Source organism: Bacillus sp. PK6-025 (assembly GCF_056530265.1).
The window spans coordinates 2,458,569-2,479,259 of sequence record NZ_CP096509.1 but is presented as its reverse complement, the minus strand read 5'-3'; the positions used below and the strand labels follow the sequence as shown (position 1 = coordinate 2,479,259).

Here is a 20,691-nt window from a genome sequence, read left to right as displayed (position 1 = left end):
CATTTGCAACAACCCAAAAAATCTCCTATCATAAAATAGGAGATTTTTTGATTTGCCCGATATGACAGGAGATGAACGGAACATGAAAGAAGAAAAAGTGATCATTATCGGCGGTGGCCCCTGCGGGCTTTCAGCAGCTATTCACATGCAAGAGATCGGAATAGATGCACTCGTCATTGAAAAAGGAAACATCGTCAACAGCATTTATCAATATCCTACACACCAAACCTTTTTCAGCTCAAGCGAAAAACTTGAAATTGGCGATGTCGCTTTTATTACCGAAAATCACAAGCCGGTCAGAAATCAGGCGCTTTCTTATTACAGGGAAGTCGCCAAGCGGAAAAATTTGCGGATCAACGCGTTTGAGAAAGTTCAATCCGTCACAAAAACAGAAAATAACCAATTTGTCGTGGAAACATCAAAGGATACGTATTTGTCGTCATTTTGCGTGATCGCAACGGGATATTATGACAACCCGAACTATATGAACGTCCCGGGAGAAGACCTTCCGAAAGTATTCCATTATTTTAAAGAGGCTCATCCGTATTTTGATAAAGATGTTGCGGTTATCGGCGGGAAAAACTCAAGCGTCGACGCGGCGATGGAGCTCGTTAAAGCGGGCGCAAGAGTGACCGTTCTGTACAGAGGGAACGAATATTCCTCCAGCATCAAACCATGGATCCTTCCCGAATTCCTTTCGCTTGTCAAGCACGGAAAAATCAGAATGGAATTCCGGGCGGTCGTCAAAGAAATTACGGAAGAAGAGCTGATTTTTTCTGTCGACGGAAAAGAGACCAAGATCAAAAATGATTTTGTATTCGCGATGACAGGCTATCACCCTGATCACGGCTTCCTTCAAAAAATGGGAGTCGAAATTGACGCGGAGTCGGGCCGTCCTTCCTTTAATGAAGAAACGATGGAGACGAACGAAGAAGGCATCTTCATCGCCGGCGTTATTGCGGCCGGGAACAACGCAAATGAAATCTTCATTGAAAACGGACGTTTTCACGGCGGCTTAATTGCAGCTGAAATTGCTAAACGAATATAAAACCAATATTTTATGATTTTTATCAGGCAAAAGAGAGCATATTCTATAAATAGATGTGCTCTCTTTTTTTATCGGCACACAGACCAACATGAAAAGGGGCAGCCTGACATGAAAAAGAAAGTAGCTCTTATTACAACGGGAGGAACGATCGCCAGCCGGAAAACCGAAAGCGGCAGGCTTGCGGCAGGGGCGATCAGCGGTCCTGAATTAGCCGAAATGTGCAGCCTGCCGGAAGATGTCCAGATCGATGTCTATCCGGCGTTTCAGCTTCCGAGTATGCATATTACATTTCAGCATTTACTAGAACTCAAACAAACCGTCGAACGCGTTTTTCAGGACGGCAGCTATGACGGCGTGGTTGTGACGCATGGTACGGACACGCTTGAAGAAACCGCTTATTTTTTAGATTTAACCTTGCAGGATGAGAGGCCGGTCGTTGTCACAGGCTCACAACGAGCCCCCGAGCAGCAAGGAACAGATGCATATACAAATATCAGACACGCCGTTTATACAGCGTGCAGCCCAGATATAAAAGGAGCCGGCACGGTCGTTGTTTTTAACGAGAGGATCTTCAACGCGCGCTACGTTAAAAAAGTGCACGCTTCGAACCTGCAGGGTTTTGACGTATTCGGCTTCGGTTACTTAGGGATTATTGACAATGATAAAGTATACGTTTATCAAAAGCCCTTAAAGCGGGATGTTCATCAGCTGCAAAGACCGCTTCCTGAAGTGGATATCGTCAAATGCTATCTGGATGGAGACGGCAAGTTTATCAGAGCCGCTGTCCGCGAGGGTGCAGCAGGGATCGTCCTTGAAGGAGTCGGAAGGGGACAGGTACCGCCGAATATGGTGGGCGATATTGAGCAAGCTTTACATCAGGGCGTTTATATCGTCATCACGACGAGCGCAGAGGAAGGCGAAGTGTATACGACCTATGACTATGCGGGCAGCAGCTATGACCTCGCGAAAAAAGGTGTCATCTTAGGCAAGGATTATGACAGCGAAAAAGCGAGAATGAAACTGGCCGTCCTTCTTGCAAGCTATGAAGAAGGTATAAAAGACAAATTCTGCTACTAGGCGGCCCGTTCTTTTTCAATTTCAAAACAATCAGAATCATGGTAGGATAGAATGAGATGAAAAGGAAAGAGGTTTCCTCATGTTCGGAATTATCTCAGCAGGCTTAGCTCCCGGAATCGCACTGTTAATGTATTTTTACTTAAAGGAAAAATATGAATCCGAGCCCATTCATATGGTCATCCGCCTTTTTATACTGGGGGTCTTGCTCGTTTTTCCGACGATGTTTATCCAGTATGTATTGGAAAAAGAACACATTTCTGAGGGCAGTTTTGTCGTTTCATTTTTAACTTCCGGCTTTTTGGAAGAATTTTTAAAATGGTTTTTGCTGATGGTCAGCGCTTTTCAGCATATCGATTTTGATGAACACTATGACGGGATCGTATACGGGACAAGCCTTTCATTGGGGTTTGCGACGCTTGAAAATATATTGTATCTCATCGGGAACGGGGTGGAGTACGCTTTTATGCGCGCTTTGCTTCCGGTTTCCAGCCATGCCTTATTCGGAGTGATCATGGGCTTTTACATCGGCAAAGCCCGTTTTTCCTCAAGTAAAACAAAGATGAAATGGCTGTTCTGCTCGCTTTTTATTCCGGCTTTGCTTCACGGTCTCTACGATTATATTCTGCTTGCCTTAAAAAACTGGATTTATTTTATGCTGCCCTTTATGGCGTTTCTTTGGTGGTTCGGCTTGCGCAAAGCAAAAAAAGCCCGTTCCGTCAAAGCCGGCGGGCAGTCTCTTCAGCAATAGCCGCCTCGAGCATAGGCGGTTTTTTTCATTTTCTGTCCGGCATATTTACCTAAAGTTGAAACAGAAAGGAAAGCGTGTATAAAATCTGCCTCTCTACAAAAGATATGGGTACAAAAATGCTGGAGGAGGCTTAAAACATGAAGTCGAAAGGTTCTTTTTGTTTGAATGTCATTTTATGTACCATTATGGCAACCAGTCTTTCACTTCCATTCAGTCAAAAAAGCGCTGCCTTTTCTGAACAGGTAATACAGCGGGGGGCGACAGGGGATGATGTGATTGAACTGCAGGCAAGGCTTCAATACAACGGCTATTACAATGGCAGAATTGACGGAGTATACGGATGGGCGACATACTGGGCCGTCCGCAATTTCCAAAATCAGTTCGGCTTAAAGGATACAGACGGCCTGGTCGGGCCGAAAACAAAACGATTTTTAATCAATCATACTAAATATTACAGCGACTACGTGCACAGACAACTTCGAAAAGGAAACCAATTTACACATTACGGCGGACTGCCGCTAAAGTATCAGACGAAGCCTTCAAAAGAAGTGCAGCAGCAGGCGAGAAAAAAGGCGGAAGCAAGACAGCAGCAGGGCGCACAGCAGCAGGGCACTGCCCAAAAGCAGCCGCAGCAAAAGCAGCAGGCCGCTCCTGCACAGCCGAAAAAACAAGCGCAGCCAAAGGCTGCACCTAAACAGCAGGCGCCTAAAAAACAGGATGCCGTTGCAGCCAACATGCCGGGCGGTTTCTCGAACAACGACATTAATCTGTTGGCCCAAGCGGTTTACGGTGAAGCGCGCGGAGAACCGTATGACGGCCAGGTTGCTGTTGCAGCCGTTATTTTAAACAGGCTCGACAGCCCTACCTTCCCGAACACGGTGGCTGGTGTTATCTTTGAACCGCTTGCATTTACAGCTGTCGCGGATGGACAGATTTACATGACCCCGGATGAAACGGCGAAAAAAGCCGTTCTTGACGCCATCAATGGCTGGGATCCGTCAGAAAATGCGACTTACTACTTTAACCCTGACACGGCCACTAGCTCATGGATTTGGGGCAGACCACAAATTAAAAGGATCGGTAAACACATTTTCTGTGAATAAAAGCGAGGTGCTATAAATGATCAGAGGAATTTTAATCGCCCTTTTAGGTGTCGCCATCGTCGGAACAAGCTATTGGGGCTATAAGGAACATCAGGAGAAAGACGCCGTTTTGCTTCATGCCGAAAACAACTATCAAAGGGCATTTCACGATTTAACTTATCAGGTGGATCAGCTGCATGACAAAATCGGGAGCACACTTGCGATGAACAGCAAAAAAACCCTGTCTCCCGCCTTGGCGGAAGTATGGAAGACGACTTCTGAAGCGCATAACAATGTCAGCCAGCTGCCGCTGACCTTAATGCCGTTTAACAAGACAGAAGAATTTTTGGCAAAGGTCGGAGATTTCAGCTACAAAGCAGCCGTGCGCGACCTTGACAAAGAGCCGCTTAATAAAAAAGAGTACGCTTCTTTAAATCAGCTATATGAAAATTCAAAGGATATACAAAATGAATTGCGTAATGTCCAGCATTTGATTATAGACAAAAATCTGAGATGGATGGATGTAGAGCTTGCGCTCGCGTCCGGCCAAAAACAAAGCGACAATACGATCATTAATGGATTTAAAACCGTTGAAAAAAGCGCAAGTGCGTTTTCTGATACGGATTTAAGCGCGACAGAGATGACGAACACGAAAAAAGAGCAGCAAGGGTACGACCATTTAAAAGGCAAGAGAATAACCGAAAAAGAAGCGCGCAAGATTGCCCAAAAATTCGCTCAGGACAAAAATTACAATATCAAAGTGTCGAAAAGCGGCAAGAAAACGAACAGGGATGTATATAGCATCAGCATGCAGGACCCTGATCAAAAAGCGGATATTTATATGGACATTACCGAAAAAGGCGGATATCCAGTTTATCTGATCCAAAACAAAAAAATTAAAGATGAAAAAATCAGCCTGAACGACGCGTCGAACAAAGCCCTTCAATTTTTGAAAAAAAACGGCTATAAAACCGAAGACCTGAAGATGGATGAAAGCTCGCAATACGACGGCGTCGGCGTATTTTCGTTTGTTCCGGTCCAGGACGGCGTCTGGCTCTATCCGGACAGCATCCGCATCAAGGTCGCGCTTGACGACGGCGAAATTACCGGATTTAATGCAAAGGATTTCTTAATCTCCCATAAAAAAAGAGACTTGCCGAAGCCGAAATTAACGCTTGAAAAAGCGAAAGCAAGCCTGAATCCCAACGTAAAGGTTCAGGAGACGCGCCTTGCTTTAGTCACAAACGAGCTTTCACAAGAAGTGCTCTGCTACGAAATTCTCGGCACGATTGAAAACGATACATTCCGCATGTTTATCAATACCGAAGACGGCACGGAAGAGAAGGTCCAAAAAATGAAAAGTGCAGAACCGATATATAACGATTTGTAAAACGATAGATCAGAGGGAAAAGGCGGATACATGCCTTTTCCTTTTTAGCATTCGGAATAATTCGTCCTAAACATTTCCATACTGAACGTATGGGCGGAACGTCCGCCGGTGAAAATTGAACATGCCCGGTGCCATAAACTTTCCGGGCAGCGGAGGAATGTTATGAAAACAATAGAACGGTTATTATTTAAGATTCTTGTCGTACAGGCGGTCATATTAATCAGCGTGCAGCTTCTTTTTCATTTCTCCAAGGCTGAGCCTTATCTGTCAAAAGTTGTGCAGTATGAAGGCGTGAACAACATGAAAATCGGCGAATGGATCGAGACATTTAAGCCGTAAATTCACGCTAAAATCTCCCCTTTTTCGCCTGATACATGATACAATCCTATAAGGAGTACCAGATAGCAAGGAGAGGAATTATGGAAAAGAAATTATGCATTGCAATAGACGGCCCTGCGGCAGCCGGAAAAAGCACCGTGGCTAAAATCGTGGCCGGAAAAAAGTCGTATATTTATATCGATACGGGTGCCATGTACAGGGCGATTACGTATTTAGCGCTGAAAAAGGGCGTCGATTTAAACGACGAAGCGGCGTTGACGGCCTTGTTAAAAGAATCTGCCATCGATCTCACGGTTTCGCTTGAAGGGGAGCAGAAGGTTTATATCGCAGGCGAAGATGTAACAGAGGCGATCCGCACGGATGACGTGAGCAACCAGGTTTCAATCGTCGCCAAATACGCCGGGATCCGCGAAGAAATGACGAAAAGGCAGCAGCAGCTGGCTGAAAAAGGCGGCGTCGTCATGGACGGCCGCGACATCGGTACCCACGTTCTCCCGAATGCGGAAGTGAAAATATTTCTTTTGGCGTCCGTTGAAGAGCGGGCAAAACGCCGCTTTGAAGAAAACGTCAAAAAAGGGTACAATGTAAACTATGAAACGCTTGCAGAAGAAATCAGGCGCCGTGACAAACTCGATTCAGAGCGCGAGATTTCGCCGTTGAAAAAAGCGGACGATGCGCTTGAAATCGATACGACTTCACTGACGATCGATGAGGTGGCCGAAAAAATCCTGCAGGTTGTAGACAAAAAGGCTCAAAAATAAAAAATCCGGGCAAATTACTTATTGTCTGCATGTTTTGACTTGACAAACACAGGCTTTTATTAGAAGTTAGTAATAATAAATCATGTTTTAGAACATTCAAATATCCATTTTTGAATGGTTCTTTAATACATATCGGCTGTCCGGATCGGATATCAATTCGTCCGGAATAACCGTTTTTACAAAAGCTGTGTAGGTTTGGACCAAGGAGGTTATTGAAATGACAGAGGAAATGAATCAAATTGATGTTCAAGTACCAGAGGTTGGAGATGTGGTGAAAGGTATTGTAACGAAAGTTGAGGACAAGCATGTCGATGTTGACATCCCCAACTGCAAGCAAACCGGAATTATCCCAATCAGTGAATTATCAAGTCTTCATGTTGAAAAAGCATCAGATGTCGTCAATGTAGACGATGAGCTTGAATTAAAAGTGACAAAAGTGGAAGACGATGCATTGATTTTATCAAAACGTGCTGTTGATGCAGACCGCGCTTGGGAAGACCTAGAGAAAAAGTTTGAGTCAAAAGAAGTGTTTGAAGCCGAAGTAAAAGACGTCGTTAAAGGCGGTCTGGTCGTCGATATCGGCGTGCGCGGATTCATTCCCGCATCGCTTGTAGAGGCGCATTTTGTTGAAGATTTTACAGATTATAAAGGAAAGACGCTTACTTTAATCGTCGTTGAGCTTGACAGAGATAAAAACCGCGTGATTTTATCACACCGTGCGGTTGTTGAAAAAGAGCAGTCGGAAAGAAAACAGGATTTTCTTCAAACGCTGGAAGCGGGACAGGTACTTGAAGGAAAAGTGCAGCGCCTGACAGATTTCGGTGCTTTCGTTGACATCGGCGGCATTGACGGTCTTGTTCACATCTCCCAGCTGTCGCATTCACACGTTGAAAAACCGTCAGACGTAGTCGAAGAAGGCCAGGATGTCAAAGTCAAAGTGCTGTCCGTCGACCGCGACAATGAGCGAATTTCGCTATCAATCAAAGAAACGCTTCCTGGGCCTTGGTCCAACATCGGCGAAAAAGTGAAGCCTGGAGACGTATTGGACGGAAAAGTCCAGCGCTTGGTGAGCTTCGGTGCGTTTGTCGAAGTGCTGCCTGGAGTTGAAGGCCTCGTCCACATTTCGCAAATCTCGAACAAACACATCGGAACACCTCATGAAGTCCTTGAGGAAGGCCAGGACGTTAAAGTGAAAGTTCTTGACGTCAACGAAGAGGAAGAGCGCATTTCTTTAAGCATGAAAGAGCTTGAAGAAAACACCGATAAAGCAGAGCAGGAAGATTACCGTCAATACCAGGCGAAGGAAGAGTCTTCAGGATTCCAGCTTGGTGAAATGATCGGAGACAAACTGAATAAATTAAAGTAAAATTTGGTGATGATGGTGACGCGAGCAAAAAGAAAAAAAGAACACATTGATCATGCCTTGTCCACCGGACAGAAACGTCAGACCGGGCTTGATGATATTACGTTTGTTCACGTCAGCCTTCCGGAAACGGAATTGTCACAAGTTGATACTTCAACCAAAATAGGCGAACTGTTTTTAAGTTCGCCTATTTTTATCAATGCGATGACAGGCGGGGGCGGGAAGGCGACGTTTGAGATCAACAGGGCTTTGGCGAGGGCGGCTGCACAAACGGGCATACCGGTCGCTGTCGGCTCGCAAATGTCCGCTTTGAAAGACCCTGATGAACGTCCTTCATACGAGATCGTCAGAAAAGAAAATCAGAAGGGTCTTGTATTCGCCAATTTGGGGAGCGAAGCGACGGTGGATCAGGCCAAACGGGCGGTCGACATGATTGAAGCCGACATGCTTCAAATTCACCTCAATGTGATTCAGGAAATTGTCATGCCTGAAGGCGACCGCAGCTTTACAGGTCGTCTGCACCGGATTGAAGACATCTGCCGAAATGTCAGCGTACCGGTCGCCGTAAAAGAAGTGGGCTTTGGCATGAGCAGGGACACCGCGGCCCGGCTTTTTAACGCCGGGGTCCAGGCGGTCGATGTCGGCGGTTTCGGAGGAACGAATTTTTCGAAAATCGAAAATTTGCGCAGAGATAAAGCGGTTCAGTTTTTCGATCAATGGGGCATATCGACAGCAGCCAGCCTGGCCGAAGTCAGCTCTCTGTTCGGCGATCAGCCGATTATCGCATCCGGAGGCATTCAAGATGCCCTTGATCTGGCCAAATCGATAGCGCTGGGTGCGTCTGCGGCGGGGATGGCGGGCTATTTTCTCCAAGTGCTGACAGCTTCGGGAGAAGAGGCGTTAGCCGCCGAAATCGAGAGCCTGATCGAAGATTTAAAAAGGATCATGACCGTCTTGGGGTGCCGGACGATTGAACAGTTGAAAAAAGCACCGCTCGTCATCAAGGGCGATACATATCATTGGCTGAAAGCGAGGGGTGTTGACCCCTTTGTTTACAGCAAGCGCTAAAAAAACCGGCTTCTCATGAGCCGGTTTTTTTACGGGTTTCGCTTCCGTGCTTCCTCCGCACTTTCGAGAGAGGCGGCCCCATTGTAGCTGATGGACTGGTCACGGTCGGATTCGGTTCGCTTCTGCTGTTTCAGCTTCTTTTCCTGCCTGTCTTTTCCCAACGCTGTTCCCTCCTTATTGCACGTTTAAAAAATCTCAAGTCACTCCATACTGAAAATGGAGGACGAAAACATATGGAAGAATTCTATTATTATTGGTCAATGTGGTTTTTATGGGTGTTAACGACTTTTATTCTTGAGAAAAACAGCTTTCGCTTTTATGCGTCAGCATTTATTCTGCTCAACATCATGTTAAGTATGTATCAGATTCAGCTCTTTCTGCATTTTAATGCCGCCTATTTGTCGTTTTATATAGGAGCTTTCATGCTGTGCGGTTATTTAAGGCTTCATAAAAGCGTCAAGCGGCTCCTGCTTCATTTGTCGATGGTGTCCGCCTACGGTTTTTTGTTTCTGTTTGCATTATATGACCCTGTTTGGTTTATCCTAAAGCCTGAATGGCTGATCATCATTCTGTTTGTCATCATGACGACGGCTTTTGAAAGAAGCTTCGCCGCCCGTCTCGGGATGTTTGTGCTCGGTGCGTGCCAGGGGGAGCTCTTGTATACATTCGTCATCAGAAAGCTTTATGGAGACATTGCAGCCGGCGGTTATTCATGGCTGTCAATGTGCGCTGCGGGGATCGTTCTCGTTTACGGAATCTCCCAGTATGAACGGCTGATGCATCAGTTCTATCACAAATGGAAGCGATTGAATAAAGGAGCAGCAAAAATGTCATGAGCCAATATACTTATCCGATCATCTTGGGAATTATCGCCGGTATTGTTGTCAGAGTGTACATGCTCCGAACCGACTACCGCCAGTACCCTACATATCTTCATGGGAAAACGATACATATTGCGCTGGCTTTGATCGCTGCCAGCATTGGAGCGATCATTATTCCGTCGATCTTAAAATCGGATTATACAGCGATTACGTTTTTAACGCTGGCTGCAACCCAATTCAGGGATGTCCGGAATATGGAACGCGAAACATTGACGCAGCTTGACGGCTATGAACTTGTTTCAAGAGGCAGCACGTATATCGAAGGAATTGCGATCGCCTTTGAAAGCAGAAATTACATTGTCATTTTCACATCGCTCCTGACGACCCTCGCATATATTCTGTTTTCATCGGTATGGGCAGGCCTTGCTGCAGCTTTCATCTGTTTTATCTCGGGCAGGATCTTAATGTCCGGAAGCTTTATTAAGGACATCGTCGATATAGAGTATAAAAAGCCTCATTTTGAAGGAGCCGGCCTTTATGTCGACAATATTTACATTATGAATATCGGGCTTCCTGAAAAACAGAAGCTGATTTTGGAACACGGCATGGGTTTTATTTTAAAACCGAAAAATTTTAATTCCGCAGTAACCATTGCCAATCTCGGGCAAAGGCAAGCGATTTTATTCGACGTTTCCAATGTGCTCGGAGTGTATCGAGACTCCGGAGAACCCTCTCTTTCGCCGCTGGCGAAAAGGGATTTGAATGACGGGCGGGTCGCGGTTTTTGTCCTTCCGGTCATCAAGGACAAGGAGACGGCGATCAGGGTCATCGGCGATGTTCCGACGCTGGAAAACGCCATTCGCGTACCGATGGAATTTATTAAAGAAAAGCACAGCAAGGTGATAAAATGAGCGAATCAATCGAAAAATTCATCCTCGCCGTCGTCACAACAAGGCGAGAGCGAGTGATCGGAGGGACGGCTGCATTTTTCTGCGACACCCCCGAGGAAATGAACACGTACGCGAAAAACCTTGAAGCCATTCTCGACGGAATCGCCCACGGAATAGGAGATGACCTTTATTTGATTGTGAAACATTTTTAATTACAGTTGTGATCTTTTTAGAAATTGATATAATATATGAGTTAAGCCCTTCTCATGGAATAAGAAGGGTTTCTTTCTTCAAACTGATTTTTGAAAAGAAAAATAAATGATGATTCATTTAAAGATGGAAAAGCTTTACTGAATTGAAAGGAAGGGTACTATGGGAAAACCTGTCGTAGCCATAGTTGGAAGGCCCAATGTGGGGAAGTCCACGATCTTTAACAGGATCGCTGGCGAAAGAATTTCGATTGTGGAAGATACACCTGGCGTGACGCGGGATCGGATATACAGCTCTGCCGAGTGGCTGAATCACGACTTCAACCTGATTGATACAGGCGGAATCGAAGTCGGTGATGAGCCGTTTTTGGCGCAGATTCGCCATCAGGCCGAGATCGCCATGGAAGAAGCAGATGTGATTATTTTCATGACGAACGGCCGCGAAGGCGTCACGGCTGCTGATGAAGAAGTGGCAAAAATTTTATACCGTACAAAAAAACCCGTCGTTCTGGCGGTTAATAAAGTGGATAATCCTGAAATGAGAGCAAACATTTACGATTTTTATGCCCTCGGCTTTGGCGAGCCGTACCCGATTTCAGGGACGCACGGCCTCGGTCTCGGCGATCTGCTTGATGCGGTCAGCGAACATTTTAAAAACATACCCGAAACGAAGTATGAGGATGAGGTCGTTCAATTTTGCCTCATCGGCCGGCCGAACGTCGGAAAATCCTCTCTTGTAAACGCCATGCTTGGAGAAGAGCGCGTGATCGTCAGCAATATTGCGGGAACAACGCGCGACGCCATTGACACGAGGTTTACATACAATCAAAGAGACTTTGTCATCGTTGATACAGCCGGGATGAGAAAAAAGGGAAAAGTGTATGAGGCAACTGAAAAATACAGCGTCCTCCGGGCTTTAAAGGCGATCGACCGCTCAGAAGTCGTCTGCGTCGTCTTGGACGGCGAAGAAGGCATCATCGAGCAGGACAAGCGGATTGCCGGCTATGCGCATGAAGCGGGAAAAGCCGTCGTCATCGTCGTGAATAAATGGGATGCAGTCGAAAAAGACGAGCGGACGATGAAAGAATTCGAAGAAAAGGTTAGAGATCACTTTCAATTTTTGGACTACGCGCCTGTTTTGTTTATGTCCGCTTTGACGAAAAAGCGCATCCATACGCTGATGCCTGCAGTCATGACGGCAAGCGAAAACCATTCGATGAGGGTGCAGACCAATATTCTTAATGATATCATTATGGATGCAGTGGCTATGAACCCGACGCCGACGCATAATGGCAACCGCTTAAAAATTTATTATGCGACACAAGTGGCTGTGAAGCCGCCGACATTTGTCGTATTTGTCAATGATCCTGAGCTGATGCATTTTTCTTACGAACGCTTTTTGGAAAACCGGATACGCGACGCCTTTGGATTTGAAGGAACACCAATCAAGATTTTCGCAAGAGCAAGAAAATAAAGAGGTGTAGTAAAAATGACAAAAGTATCGATTTTGGGAGCCGGAAGCTGGGGAACAGCCTTGGCGCTCGTTTTGGCGGACAACCAGTACGATGTGTGCATTTGGGGTCATCGTGAAGAACTGATTCAGCAAATTAATGAACACCATGAAAACAAAGATTATCTGCCGGGTGTCAAACTTTCTGAAAACGTGCATGCCACACCAGATCTCGAAGCTGCAGTGGCCGATGTCAAGACGATCATCGTCGCCGTTCCGACAAAAGCGATCCGCGAAGTTCTCGCACAGGCTGTTTCCTTCATCGACCAAAAGGCGATTTTTGTACATGTTTCAAAAGGAATTGAGCCTGACACACTGCTCCGCATTTCTGAAATGATGAAAGAGGAAATTCCGGCTGAATTAAGGGAGGACATCGTCGTTCTCTCCGGGCCGAGCCATGCGGAAGAAGTCGGTTTAAGACACCCGACGACCGTAACCGTAGCTGCCGACAGCAGCATTGAATCGGCACAGGCGATCCAGGATATGTTTATGAATCAGAATTTCCGCGTGTATACCAATCCGGATATGATCGGCGTAGAGATCGGCGGCGCGCTGAAAAACGTCATTGCGCTTGCCGCGGGCATTACAGACGGTTTGGGGTACGGAGATAATGCGAAAGCTGCGCTGATTACAAGGGGCTTGGCAGAGATCGCCCGACTCGGCACGAAAATGGGCGGAAACCCGCTGACATTCTCGGGGCTTACAGGAATCGGGGATTTGATCGTCACCTGCACGAGCGTCCATTCACGAAATTGGCGAGCCGGTAATATGCTGGGTAAAGGCTTCAAACTGGATGAAGTTCTGGAAGAAATGGGGATGGTCGTTGAGGGGGTCCGCACGACAAAAGCCGCTTATCAGCTTTCAAAGAAATTTGATGTGAAAATGCCGATTACCGAGGCATTGCACAAAGTATTGTTTGACGGCGAAAAAGTTGAGACGGCAGTCGAATCATTGATGGCGAGAGTCAAAACACACGAGATGGAAGATCTTGTGAACACATTTGAAAATCAAATGAAATGACCACTCCATCACCAACTGCTTTATACTCTCCTCTAAGTTCGTTTTAAAAAAACCGAAACATTTTGGAGACTTAGGCAAGAGAGGATACATTTGTCCGAAGACTTGCATAAAATAGAATCGAAGTCTGGAAGAGCTGTATCTTACCAATTGGGTTATATAGTCACAATCGTTATGCCTGAAGCAAAGCCCCCCTCTTTGCTTCAGGTTTTTTTTGCGGTTTTTTCCGTTTCGAAATATTGGAAAAGCTGTTGAACTTCTGATTTTTCTTATATAAAATGAAATATAACGCTTACATCACAAGAAAAGGTAGAAGGAGGGCTTCAATGTGAATGTCGGTCTGTTAAAAATGTGGTTTGCCTTGGGATCAATGGGCCTGATGTTCTTAGCGGTGATTGCCATATACATAAGCAGATATAAATTTAAAAACCGTTTTTTAAAAGTGCTCACGTCGTTCGTCGCCTATACATGTATGCTCATCTCCGGCGTGATCGTCTTTTTTGTCGTCTTCAGCGGTCCCGTCAACGAATAAAGCATAAAAAAGGAAGATTCATATGAAAATCGTAAACGCACTGCTTGTTACTGTATTGACCGCAATCATGCTAAGCGGCTGTTTGTACCCTGAAGAAAGAAAGGCGAAAAACAGCGTGCCGTATCAGCACCAGCTCAAAGAAGTGCAGGCGGCCGTTGATGAATTCAGGGAGGCGACGGGAGGGCTTCTGCCGATTAAGACAAGGGATATGAGCGTTCCAATCTATCAAAAATACCCTATCGATTTTAACAGGCTGTCCCCCCGGTATATGGCTGAGCCGCCGGGTACTTCCTATGAAAGCGGCGGAGAGTACTTGTACGTTCTTGTCGATGTAGAAAAAAAGCCGACGGTCAAGCTCATTGATATAAAAATGTCGGAAATGATCAGAGAGCTAAAGCTTCGGGTCGAAATGTATAAAGATCAGCACAAGTATCCGCCGTATAAAAAAGTCGTATCCAATCACTTATTCATGCTTGACCATGAAAAGCTCGGACTGAAAGAGGCGCCTTCTGTCACGAGTCCGCTTTCCGGCACCTCTCTGCCGCTTCTCGTCGATGAAAAAGGCGACATTCAAGTGGATTACCGAGTGGATTTGGCCAACCTGATAAAGCGGTCGAAAAAAACGGTAAAGCCGGGTGAGGAAATTCAGGATTTGATGTGGAAAGAGACGCCTTTTGTTCCAGCGTTTTCGGTAAAGTATACAGTGAATGACAAACAGGAACCTGTTTTTCTCGAATAGAATATCGGTCAAAATGCAAGTATCAGTCATGAACCTTTCTCCTCAGCATACAATGAGGAGAAAGGTTTTTTCATGCATGCCGAAAAAATTTCCCTAAGCTGTCATATTGAAATAGGACAACGTCATACACTATAGTGTCCTGTTTTTGATTGATGAAGAAGTAAAAAATTGAAAAGGATTGGAAGTCCGGGAGGGGATCACTTGGAAAAGGTCGATATTTTCAAGGATATCGCTGAACGAACAGGAGGCGATATATACTTAGGTGTCGTAGGAGCTGTACGTACAGGAAAATCTACGTTTATCAAAAAATTTATGGAGCTAGTGGTGCTCCCGAATATCAACAATGAAGCAGACCGGGCGCGCGCACAAGATGAGCTCCCCCAAAGTGCCGCTGGCAAAACCATTATGACAACTGAACCGAAGTTTGTTCCGAATCAGGCAATGTCAGTTCATGTCAGTGACGGACTCGATGTGAATATAAGGCTTGTCGACTGTGTCGGCTATACTGTACCCGGAGCAAAGGGATACGAGGATGAAAACGGGCCGAGAATGATCAACACTCCTTGGTATGAAGAGCCGATTCCATTTCACGAAGCTGCCGAAATCGGCACGAGAAAAGTCATCCAGGAACACTCCACCATCGGTGTTGTGATTACGACTGACGGCACGATTGGAGAAATCGCCAGACAGGATTATATCGAGGCTGAAGAACGGGTGATCGATGAATTAAAAGAGGTTGGAAAACCGTTTATCATGGTCATCAATTCCGTAAGGCCGTACCATCCGGAAACGGAAGCGCTCAGGCAAGAGCTGATGGAGAAATACGACATTCCGGTGCTGGCGATGAGCGTTGAAAGCATGAGGGAAGCGGACGTTCTGAGCGTTCTCAGAGAAGCGCTTTACGAATTCCCTGTACTCGAAGTCAACGTCAATCTTCCGAGCTGGGTCATGGTATTAAAAGAGAATCATTGGCTCAGGGAAAACTATCAAGATTCCGTTAAAGAAACCGTCAAAGATATTAAAAGACTGAGAGATGTCGACCGCGTCGTCGGACACTTCAGCGAATTTGATTTTATCGAGCGCGCCAGCCTCGCCGGAATAGAAATGGGCCAGGGGATCGCCGAAATCGATTTGTACGCGCCGGATTACCTGTACGATGAAATTTTGAGGGAAGTCGTCGGCGTTGAAATCAGAGGAAAGGATCACCTCCTTCAGCTCATGCAGGATTTTGCCCATGCCAAGACCGAATATGATCAAGTATCAGATGCGTTGAAAATGGTGAAACAAACCGGTTATGGAATCGCTGCTCCCGCATTAACCGATATGAGCCTTGATGAACCGGAAATCATCAGGCAGGGGTCAAGATTCGGAGTCCGCCTGAAAGCGGTGGCGCCGTCGATTCATATGATCAAAGTCGATGTGGAGAGCGAGTTTGCGCCAATCATCGGAACAGAGAAGCAGAGCGAAGAGCTTGTCCGCTATTTAATGCAGGACTTTGAGGATGATCCGCTGTCAATCTGGAATTCCGACATTTTCGGAAGGAGCCTGAGCTCCATCGTCAGAGAAGGGATTCAGGCGAAGTTGTCCCTCATGCCTGAAAATGCAAGATATAAGCTGAAGGAGACGCTCGAGCGCATCATCAATGAAGGATCAGGCGGCTTGATTGCGATCATCTTATAAAAGGGAAGGCCTCTTATCATACGGGAGGTCTTTTTTTCATGCCTGAAACAGGATGAACAGGCGCCGTGAAAGGGATTGAGACGGCAGGGGCAAGCGGCTGGAAATATAGGAAAGATTATGATTAAAAAAGGAAAAACAGGAATATTTGTTCGTTTCATTCTGCTTAAACCTTGACGAATAAGGGATCATCGCTTTAAAATGCTTGATATGGTTATTCAGATGTGTTAATCTACATACAGAAAATCTTCACTTTACTGGACAAACGTTCCTCTCAAAGTGAAATTTTCACTGAAAGCCGTGAAATGCCTTTTCTATATTTATTTGAAATTTCTGTTCAAACAGGTATAGAAACAGGTTGAACTGTGAAGAAATGATGATAATCTATTGTTTGATACCTTTTGGGAGGAGGTGAAAGGCATGAACAAGACAGAACTAATCAATGCGGTTGCAGAAGCAAGCGAACTATCTAAAAAAGACGCTACTAAAGCAGTTGATTCTGTTTTTGATACAATTTTAGATGCACTTAAAAACGGTGAAAAAATTCAATTGATCGGTTTTGGTAACTTTGAGGTTCGTGAGCGCTCAGCTCGTAAAGGACGCAATCCTCAAACAGGTGAAGAAATCGAAATCCCTGCAAGCAAAGTACCTGCTTTCAAACCAGGTAAAGCGCTTAAAGACGCTGTAGCAGGAAAATAATTGTATGTATATATGCCGTTTTCGCGCGTAATACATACCATGTTGTTTCTTCACAGGAAAGCCCCTTTTCAAAGGGGCTTTTCATAATTTTAAGGCTTTTTTTCAGACGGAAAACATTTTGCCGGCAAAAAACCTTTCATTTTGCTTTTATAAGCTGAAGTGTGCTAGAATCTGAATTAAATGTATGCGTTTCTGGAGGATATAAAACAATGAGAGAAATCAACAAAGAACAAATTGAACAAGCTGTCCGGCAAATATTGGAGGCGATCGGAGAAGATCCGAACCGTGAAGGCCTTCTTGATACACCGAAAAGAGTCGCGAAAATGTACGCCGAAGTATTTGCAGGGTTAAACGAAGATCCGAAAGAGCATTTCAAAACGATTTTCGGCGAGGATCACGAAGAGCTTGTTCTTGTTAAAGATATTCCCTTTTATTCAATGTGTGAGCACCATTTAGTCCCTTTCTACGGGAAAGCCCATGTAGCTTATATCCCTAAAGGGGGAAAAGTGACAGGGCTCAGCAAATTGGCGAGAGCCGTTGAAGCGGTGGCAAAGCGCCCGCAGCTGCAGGAGCGGATTACGTCAACAATCGCCGACAGCATTGTTGAAACGCTGACTCCGCACGGTGTCATGGTTGTTGTTGAAGCCGAGCACATGTGCATGACGATGCGCGGCGTGAAAAAGCCGGGTTCAAAAACTGTCACTTCAGCCGTAAGAGGAACGTTTAGACAAGATGTAGCCGCTCGCTCTGAGGTGTTGGAGCTTATCAAAACATCATGATTAAAAATGAGAAGGTGTGCGATGAACATGACCAATAATCAATCGAATGATTTTGTCGTTATCAAAGCCGTCGAAGACGGCGTCAACGTGATCGGCCTGACGAGGGGCACGGACACAAGATTTCATCATTCAGAAAAGCTTGATAAAGGAGAGGTGATGATCTGCCAGTTTACCGAGCACACCTCTGCGATCAAGATCCGGGGCGAGGCCCTGATTCAGACGGCAAACGGCGAGATGAAAAGCGAGTCGAAAAAATAGATAGCCGGCCTTTTATGGCCGTTTGCGTGGCATAAGACAATATCTTTCAACATATTATGGTATAATTAAACTTTCTCCGCTCAAAAAAGATACATAATCAATCAAAAAGAAAAACTGCGAATTTTGGGACAAGGGTGATATCTTTGCAAGACATCTACGGACAATTATCTTATTTGAAAATCAAGCTGAATCAAAAGCTTTCACATCCATATTTGGCGAAGCATTTGACTGCGCCGAAAGTTGATGAGGATAAGCTGTTTCTTTTCTACGCTCTGTTTGAGGAAACGGATTTAAAAGAAGCTGACAAGGAAAGTTACATCTTAACGGCGATGCTTGTTCAAACAGCCCTTGATACCCATGATGAAGTCACGACCGCAGCTTCAATTAAGCAGGACGACTATAAAAACCGCCAGCTGACCGTATTGGCCGGTGATTATTTCAGCGGCATGTACTACTCGCTGTTATCGGGTATGAAGGATATTTATATGATTCGGACGCTCGCTGCGGCCATCAAAGAAATAAACGAACATAAAATCAGGATTTACGACCATTCCGCAAAAGATGCGGACAGCCTGAAAAAAAGCGTCAGCATAGTGGAAGCTGCACTTTTTCACCATCTCGCCGACCACTTTTACCTGCCTCACTGGAAAACAGCCGCCAATGACTTTCTTGTGTTTAAAAGGTTTGCGGCCGAAGAAAAAGCTTCAGATTCCCGGCTGCTGGAGACGATCATACAGAAAGAGTTTCCGGAAGACCAGGCTTCATGCGGACAGCTGGCTGCAGCGGCTTATGAAGAAGCCAAGCTTGCGATCAACCAGTCGCTTGCTGCAAAGCCCGCCGTCCAAAAATGGCTTTTGAAACGCCTGCAGGAAATTCGGCCTGAAAAACGAACTTATCATCAGAAAGTGGAAGAAGGGTAATCATGGTGCAGTCAAAAGAACAGCGCGTACACGGCGTGTTTGAAAAGATTTATAAAAATTACGACCAGATGAACTCCGTCATCAGCTTTAAACAGCATAAAAAATGGCGCGACAAAACGATGCAGCTCATGAACGTACCAAAAGGAGCCAAAGCGCTTGACGTCTGCTGCGGGACGGGCGACTGGACAATCGCGCTCGCTGATGCGGCCGGAGAGACAGGGGAAATCAAGGGCCTTGATTTCAGCAAAAACATGCTGAGCATCGCCGAACAAAAGACCGACAGCTACAGCCAGATCGAACTGATCCACGGCAACGCGATGGAACTGCCCTTCCCGGACAATACGTTCGACTATGTCACCATCGGCTTCGGGCTTCGCAATGTTCCCGACTATTTAACCGTATTAAAAGAGATGGCGCGCGTGGTAAAACCCGGCGGCCAGGTTGTATGCCTTGAGACGTCCCAGCCTGAAATGTTCGGGTTCAAACAGCTGTACTTCCTGTACTTCCGTTTTATTATGCCCATGTTTGGAAAGCTCTTTGCCAAAAGCTTTAAGGAGTATTCATGGCTTCAGGAATCGGCCAGGGAATTTCCTGGTATGAAAGAACTTGCTGCATTGTTTGAAGAGGCTGGATTAGAAAATGTTCAATATCATCCGTTCACAGGCGGCGTAGCGGCTACACATGTCGGCTTGAAGCGATGATGACTACTGAAATACTCGGGTGAATCGATATGAAATTGACAACGTTTTATTCTTTTTTAAATGACGATATTGAATTAATAGAAAAAGAGCTTGAAAAGACCGTGCACTCCGACTATCCATTGCTAAGTGAAGCGAGCCTGCATTTGCTGCAGGCCGGAGGCAAGCGGATTCGTCCTGTGTTTGTCCTGCTTTCCGGCATGTTCGGTGAATACGATATCAACAAAATTAAAAATGTCGCTGTTTCATTGGAATTGATACATATGGCTTCGCTCGTACACGACGATGTCATCGATGATGCGGAGCTTAGAAGGGGACAGCCGACTATCAAAGCGAAGTGGGATAACCGGATTGCAATGTACACAGGTGATTATTTGTTCGCTCGCTCACTTGAAGCGATGACGAAAATAAACGAACCGAAAGCCCACGAAATCTTGTCCAAGGCGATTGTCGAAGTCTGTCTTGGAGAAATTGAACAAATCAAAGATAAATATAATATGGAGCAAAACCTCAGAACCTATTTGCGGAGAATCAGGCGCAAGACAGCCCTTCTGATCGCATCGAGCTGCCAGCTAGGCGCCATTGCTGCCGGCGCGGGTGAAAACATTCATAAAACGTTGTACTGGTTCGGCTATTATGTCGGCATGTCCTATCAAATTATTGATGACATCCTCGATTTCACCTCAAGCGAAAAAGAGCTTGGCAAGCCTGTGGGCAGTGATCTGCTTCAGGGGAATGTCACGCTTCCCGTATTATATGCACGGAAATCGCCTGAATTAAAAGCGCGGCTTATGCTGGTCAACAGTGAAACGACTCCGGAACAGATCAAACCAGTGATCGAGGAACTGAAGAAAACCGATGCCATAGAACAATCGTTCAGAGTCAGCGAAATGTATTTAAATAAGGCTTTCGCACTGCTTGAAACGCTCCCGAAAAACCGGGCGCGGACGGCATTGGGCCAAATTGCGAAATACATCGGCAAACGAAAGTTCTAAAAAAAGACAAATGAGTCGAAAGTATGAATATTCTCCACCCTTTATTGATTAATTGTTTGAAAAATGCTATA

At 45.6% G+C, this 20,691-nt stretch carries 24 protein-coding genes; 23 read left to right on the top strand and 1 reads right to left on the bottom strand.

Going from position 1 to position 20,691, the window contains the following annotated elements:
• The first annotated feature begins 82 nt into the window (after window positions 1-82).
• The 9 genes from M1D67_RS12760 (at window position 83) to fni (ending at window position 8,876) form a co-directional block, all read left to right on the top strand.
• On the top strand, window positions 83-1,048 hold the full coding sequence (locus M1D67_RS12760) for a YpdA family putative bacillithiol disulfide reductase (protein ID WP_023857466.1): 966 nt from the start codon (window positions 83-85) through the stop codon (window positions 1,046-1,048).
• 108 nt (window positions 1,049-1,156) lie between these two features.
• The gene (locus M1D67_RS12755; protein ID WP_479831323.1) at window positions 1,157-2,125 is read left to right on the top strand and encodes an asparaginase; all 969 of its coding nucleotides are present in this window, start codon (window positions 1,157-1,159) and stop codon (window positions 2,123-2,125) included.
• A gap of 79 nt (window positions 2,126-2,204) precedes the next feature.
• Window positions 2,205-2,873, top strand: a complete 669-nt coding sequence (gene prsW / locus M1D67_RS12750; RefSeq protein ID WP_023857465.1) for a glutamic-type intramembrane protease PrsW — start codon at window positions 2,205-2,207, stop codon at window positions 2,871-2,873.
• A 185-nt stretch (window positions 2,874-3,058) separates the two neighbouring features.
• Complete coding sequence (sleB, locus tag M1D67_RS12745) at window positions 3,059-3,976, top strand: spore cortex-lytic enzyme (RefSeq protein WP_371268733.1); 918 nt, start codon at window positions 3,059-3,061, stop codon at window positions 3,974-3,976.
• A 16-nt stretch (window positions 3,977-3,992) separates the two neighbouring features.
• A complete protein-coding gene (gene ypeB, locus M1D67_RS12740; protein ID WP_023857463.1) occupies window positions 3,993-5,345 on the top strand; it encodes a germination protein YpeB in 1,353 nt (450 codons plus the stop codon).
• A 162-nt stretch (window positions 5,346-5,507) separates the two neighbouring features.
• On the top strand, window positions 5,508-5,684 hold the full coding sequence (locus tag M1D67_RS12735) for a YpfB family protein (RefSeq protein WP_023857462.1): 177 nt from the start codon (window positions 5,508-5,510) through the stop codon (window positions 5,682-5,684).
• 80 nt (window positions 5,685-5,764) lie between these two features.
• Window positions 5,765-6,445, top strand: a complete 681-nt coding sequence (gene cmk / locus M1D67_RS12730; RefSeq protein ID WP_023857461.1) for a (d)CMP kinase — start codon at window positions 5,765-5,767, stop codon at window positions 6,443-6,445.
• A 217-nt stretch (window positions 6,446-6,662) separates the two neighbouring features.
• The gene (gene rpsA / locus M1D67_RS12725) at window positions 6,663-7,811 is read left to right on the top strand and encodes a 30S ribosomal protein S1 (protein ID WP_023857460.1); all 1,149 of its coding nucleotides are present in this window, start codon (window positions 6,663-6,665) and stop codon (window positions 7,809-7,811) included.
• 15 nt (window positions 7,812-7,826) lie between these two features.
• Window positions 7,827-8,876, top strand: a complete 1,050-nt coding sequence (gene fni, locus M1D67_RS12720; protein WP_023857459.1) for a type 2 isopentenyl-diphosphate Delta-isomerase — start codon at window positions 7,827-7,829, stop codon at window positions 8,874-8,876.
• Window positions 8,877-8,905: 29 nt separating this feature from the next.
• On the opposite strand, the gene M1D67_RS12715 is transcribed toward fni, so the two are convergent.
• On the bottom strand, window positions 8,906-9,037 hold the full coding sequence (locus tag M1D67_RS12715; RefSeq protein ID WP_105981046.1) for a YpzI family protein: 132 nt from the start codon (window positions 9,035-9,037) through the stop codon (window positions 8,906-8,908).
• A 72-nt stretch (window positions 9,038-9,109) separates the two neighbouring features.
• Here M1D67_RS12715 and M1D67_RS12710 point away from each other — a divergent pair, with 72 nt between their 5' ends.
• The 14 genes from M1D67_RS12710 to hepT all read left to right on the top strand — a co-directional run bounded on the left by M1D67_RS12710 (window position 9,110) and on the right by hepT (window position 20,620).
• Entirely contained in the window at window positions 9,110-9,712 is a 603-nt protein-coding gene (locus M1D67_RS12710) for a YphA family membrane protein (RefSeq protein WP_026579374.1), read from the top strand.
• Entirely contained in the window at window positions 9,709-10,608 is a 900-nt protein-coding gene (locus M1D67_RS12705; protein ID WP_020451970.1) for a YIEGIA family protein, read from the top strand. Before M1D67_RS12710 ends, M1D67_RS12705 begins: the two co-directional genes overlap by 4 nt.
• Complete coding sequence (locus M1D67_RS12700; protein ID WP_023857457.1) at window positions 10,605-10,799, top strand: capping complex subunit for YIEGIA; 195 nt, start codon at window positions 10,605-10,607, stop codon at window positions 10,797-10,799. The genes M1D67_RS12705 and M1D67_RS12700 overlap by 4 nt, the downstream gene beginning before the upstream one ends.
• A gap of 160 nt (window positions 10,800-10,959) precedes the next feature.
• Complete coding sequence (der, locus tag M1D67_RS12695) at window positions 10,960-12,270, top strand: ribosome biogenesis GTPase Der (protein WP_020451968.1); 1,311 nt, start codon at window positions 10,960-10,962, stop codon at window positions 12,268-12,270.
• A 15-nt stretch (window positions 12,271-12,285) separates the two neighbouring features.
• The gene (locus M1D67_RS12690; RefSeq protein ID WP_095291594.1) at window positions 12,286-13,326 is read left to right on the top strand and encodes an NAD(P)H-dependent glycerol-3-phosphate dehydrogenase; all 1,041 of its coding nucleotides are present in this window, start codon (window positions 12,286-12,288) and stop codon (window positions 13,324-13,326) included.
• A 325-nt stretch (window positions 13,327-13,651) separates the two neighbouring features.
• Window positions 13,652-13,855 (top strand): DUF2768 domain-containing protein, encoded by a 204-nt coding sequence (locus M1D67_RS12685; protein ID WP_020451966.1) that lies wholly within the window; start codon window positions 13,652-13,654, stop codon window positions 13,853-13,855.
• A 22-nt stretch (window positions 13,856-13,877) separates the two neighbouring features.
• Entirely contained in the window at window positions 13,878-14,594 is a 717-nt protein-coding gene (locus M1D67_RS12680; protein WP_020451965.1) for a hypothetical protein, read from the top strand.
• A gap of 201 nt (window positions 14,595-14,795) precedes the next feature.
• The gene (spoIVA, locus tag M1D67_RS12675) at window positions 14,796-16,274 is read left to right on the top strand and encodes a stage IV sporulation protein A (protein ID WP_020451964.1); all 1,479 of its coding nucleotides are present in this window, start codon (window positions 14,796-14,798) and stop codon (window positions 16,272-16,274) included.
• Window positions 16,275-16,691: 417 nt separating this feature from the next.
• Window positions 16,692-16,970 (top strand): non-specific DNA-binding protein Hbs, encoded by a 279-nt coding sequence (gene hbs / locus M1D67_RS12670; protein ID WP_003183006.1) that lies wholly within the window; start codon window positions 16,692-16,694, stop codon window positions 16,968-16,970.
• Window positions 16,971-17,179: 209 nt separating this feature from the next.
• Window positions 17,180-17,749: a GTP cyclohydrolase I FolE gene (gene folE / locus M1D67_RS12665; RefSeq protein ID WP_020451963.1), complete on the top strand. Its 570-nt coding sequence runs from the start codon at window positions 17,180-17,182 to the stop codon at window positions 17,747-17,749.
• Window positions 17,750-17,776: 27 nt separating this feature from the next.
• A complete protein-coding gene (mtrB, locus tag M1D67_RS12660) occupies window positions 17,777-18,007 on the top strand; it encodes a trp RNA-binding attenuation protein MtrB (protein WP_023857455.1) in 231 nt (76 codons plus the stop codon).
• A gap of 143 nt (window positions 18,008-18,150) precedes the next feature.
• A complete protein-coding gene (locus M1D67_RS12655) occupies window positions 18,151-18,927 on the top strand; it encodes a heptaprenyl diphosphate synthase component 1 (protein WP_023857454.1) in 777 nt (258 codons plus the stop codon).
• Between the two features lie 2 nt (window positions 18,928-18,929).
• Window positions 18,930-19,628 (top strand): demethylmenaquinone methyltransferase, encoded by a 699-nt coding sequence (locus M1D67_RS12650; RefSeq protein WP_020451960.1) that lies wholly within the window; start codon window positions 18,930-18,932, stop codon window positions 19,626-19,628.
• Window positions 19,629-19,657: 29 nt separating this feature from the next.
• Complete coding sequence (gene hepT, locus M1D67_RS12645) at window positions 19,658-20,620, top strand: heptaprenyl diphosphate synthase component II (RefSeq protein WP_020451959.1); 963 nt, start codon at window positions 19,658-19,660, stop codon at window positions 20,618-20,620.
• Window positions 20,621-20,691: the final 71 nt, after the last annotated feature.

Excerpts from the sequence above, each read along its gene's own strand:
- M1D67_RS12650 (WP_020451960.1), top strand. The coding sequence starts at position 18,930 with ATGGTGCAGTCAAAAGAACAGCGCGTACACGGCGTGTTTGAAAAGATT.
- M1D67_RS12760 (WP_023857466.1), top strand. The coding sequence starts at position 83 with ATGAAAGAAGAAAAAGTGATCATTATCGGCGGTGGCCCCTGCGGGCTT.
- M1D67_RS12680 (WP_020451965.1), top strand. The coding sequence starts at position 13,878 with ATGAAAATCGTAAACGCACTGCTTGTTACTGTATTGACCGCAATCATG.
- mtrB (WP_023857455.1), top strand. The coding sequence starts at position 17,777 with ATGACCAATAATCAATCGAATGATTTTGTCGTTATCAAAGCCGTCGAA.
- M1D67_RS12735 (WP_023857462.1), top strand. The coding sequence starts at position 5,508 with ATGAAAACAATAGAACGGTTATTATTTAAGATTCTTGTCGTACAGGCG.
- prsW (WP_023857465.1), top strand. The coding sequence starts at position 2,205 with ATGTTCGGAATTATCTCAGCAGGCTTAGCTCCCGGAATCGCACTGTTA.
- cmk (WP_023857461.1), top strand. The coding sequence starts at position 5,765 with ATGGAAAAGAAATTATGCATTGCAATAGACGGCCCTGCGGCAGCCGGA.
- sleB (WP_371268733.1), top strand. The coding sequence starts at position 3,059 with ATGGCAACCAGTCTTTCACTTCCATTCAGTCAAAAAAGCGCTGCCTTT.
- ypeB (WP_023857463.1), top strand. The coding sequence starts at position 3,993 with ATGATCAGAGGAATTTTAATCGCCCTTTTAGGTGTCGCCATCGTCGGA.
- M1D67_RS12690 (WP_095291594.1), top strand. The coding sequence starts at position 12,286 with ATGACAAAAGTATCGATTTTGGGAGCCGGAAGCTGGGGAACAGCCTTG.
- folE (WP_020451963.1), top strand. The coding sequence starts at position 17,180 with ATGAGAGAAATCAACAAAGAACAAATTGAACAAGCTGTCCGGCAAATA.
- rpsA (WP_023857460.1), top strand. The coding sequence starts at position 6,663 with ATGACAGAGGAAATGAATCAAATTGATGTTCAAGTACCAGAGGTTGGA.
- M1D67_RS12755 (WP_479831323.1), top strand. The coding sequence starts at position 1,157 with ATGAAAAAGAAAGTAGCTCTTATTACAACGGGAGGAACGATCGCCAGC.
- M1D67_RS12705 (WP_020451970.1), top strand. The coding sequence starts at position 9,709 with ATGAGCCAATATACTTATCCGATCATCTTGGGAATTATCGCCGGTATT.
- hbs (WP_003183006.1), top strand. The coding sequence starts at position 16,692 with ATGAACAAGACAGAACTAATCAATGCGGTTGCAGAAGCAAGCGAACTA.
- M1D67_RS12700 (WP_023857457.1), top strand. The coding sequence starts at position 10,605 with ATGAGCGAATCAATCGAAAAATTCATCCTCGCCGTCGTCACAACAAGG.
- M1D67_RS12710 (WP_026579374.1), top strand. The coding sequence starts at position 9,110 with ATGGAAGAATTCTATTATTATTGGTCAATGTGGTTTTTATGGGTGTTA.
- der (WP_020451968.1), top strand. The coding sequence starts at position 10,960 with ATGGGAAAACCTGTCGTAGCCATAGTTGGAAGGCCCAATGTGGGGAAG.
- hepT (WP_020451959.1), top strand. The coding sequence starts at position 19,658 with ATGAAATTGACAACGTTTTATTCTTTTTTAAATGACGATATTGAATTA.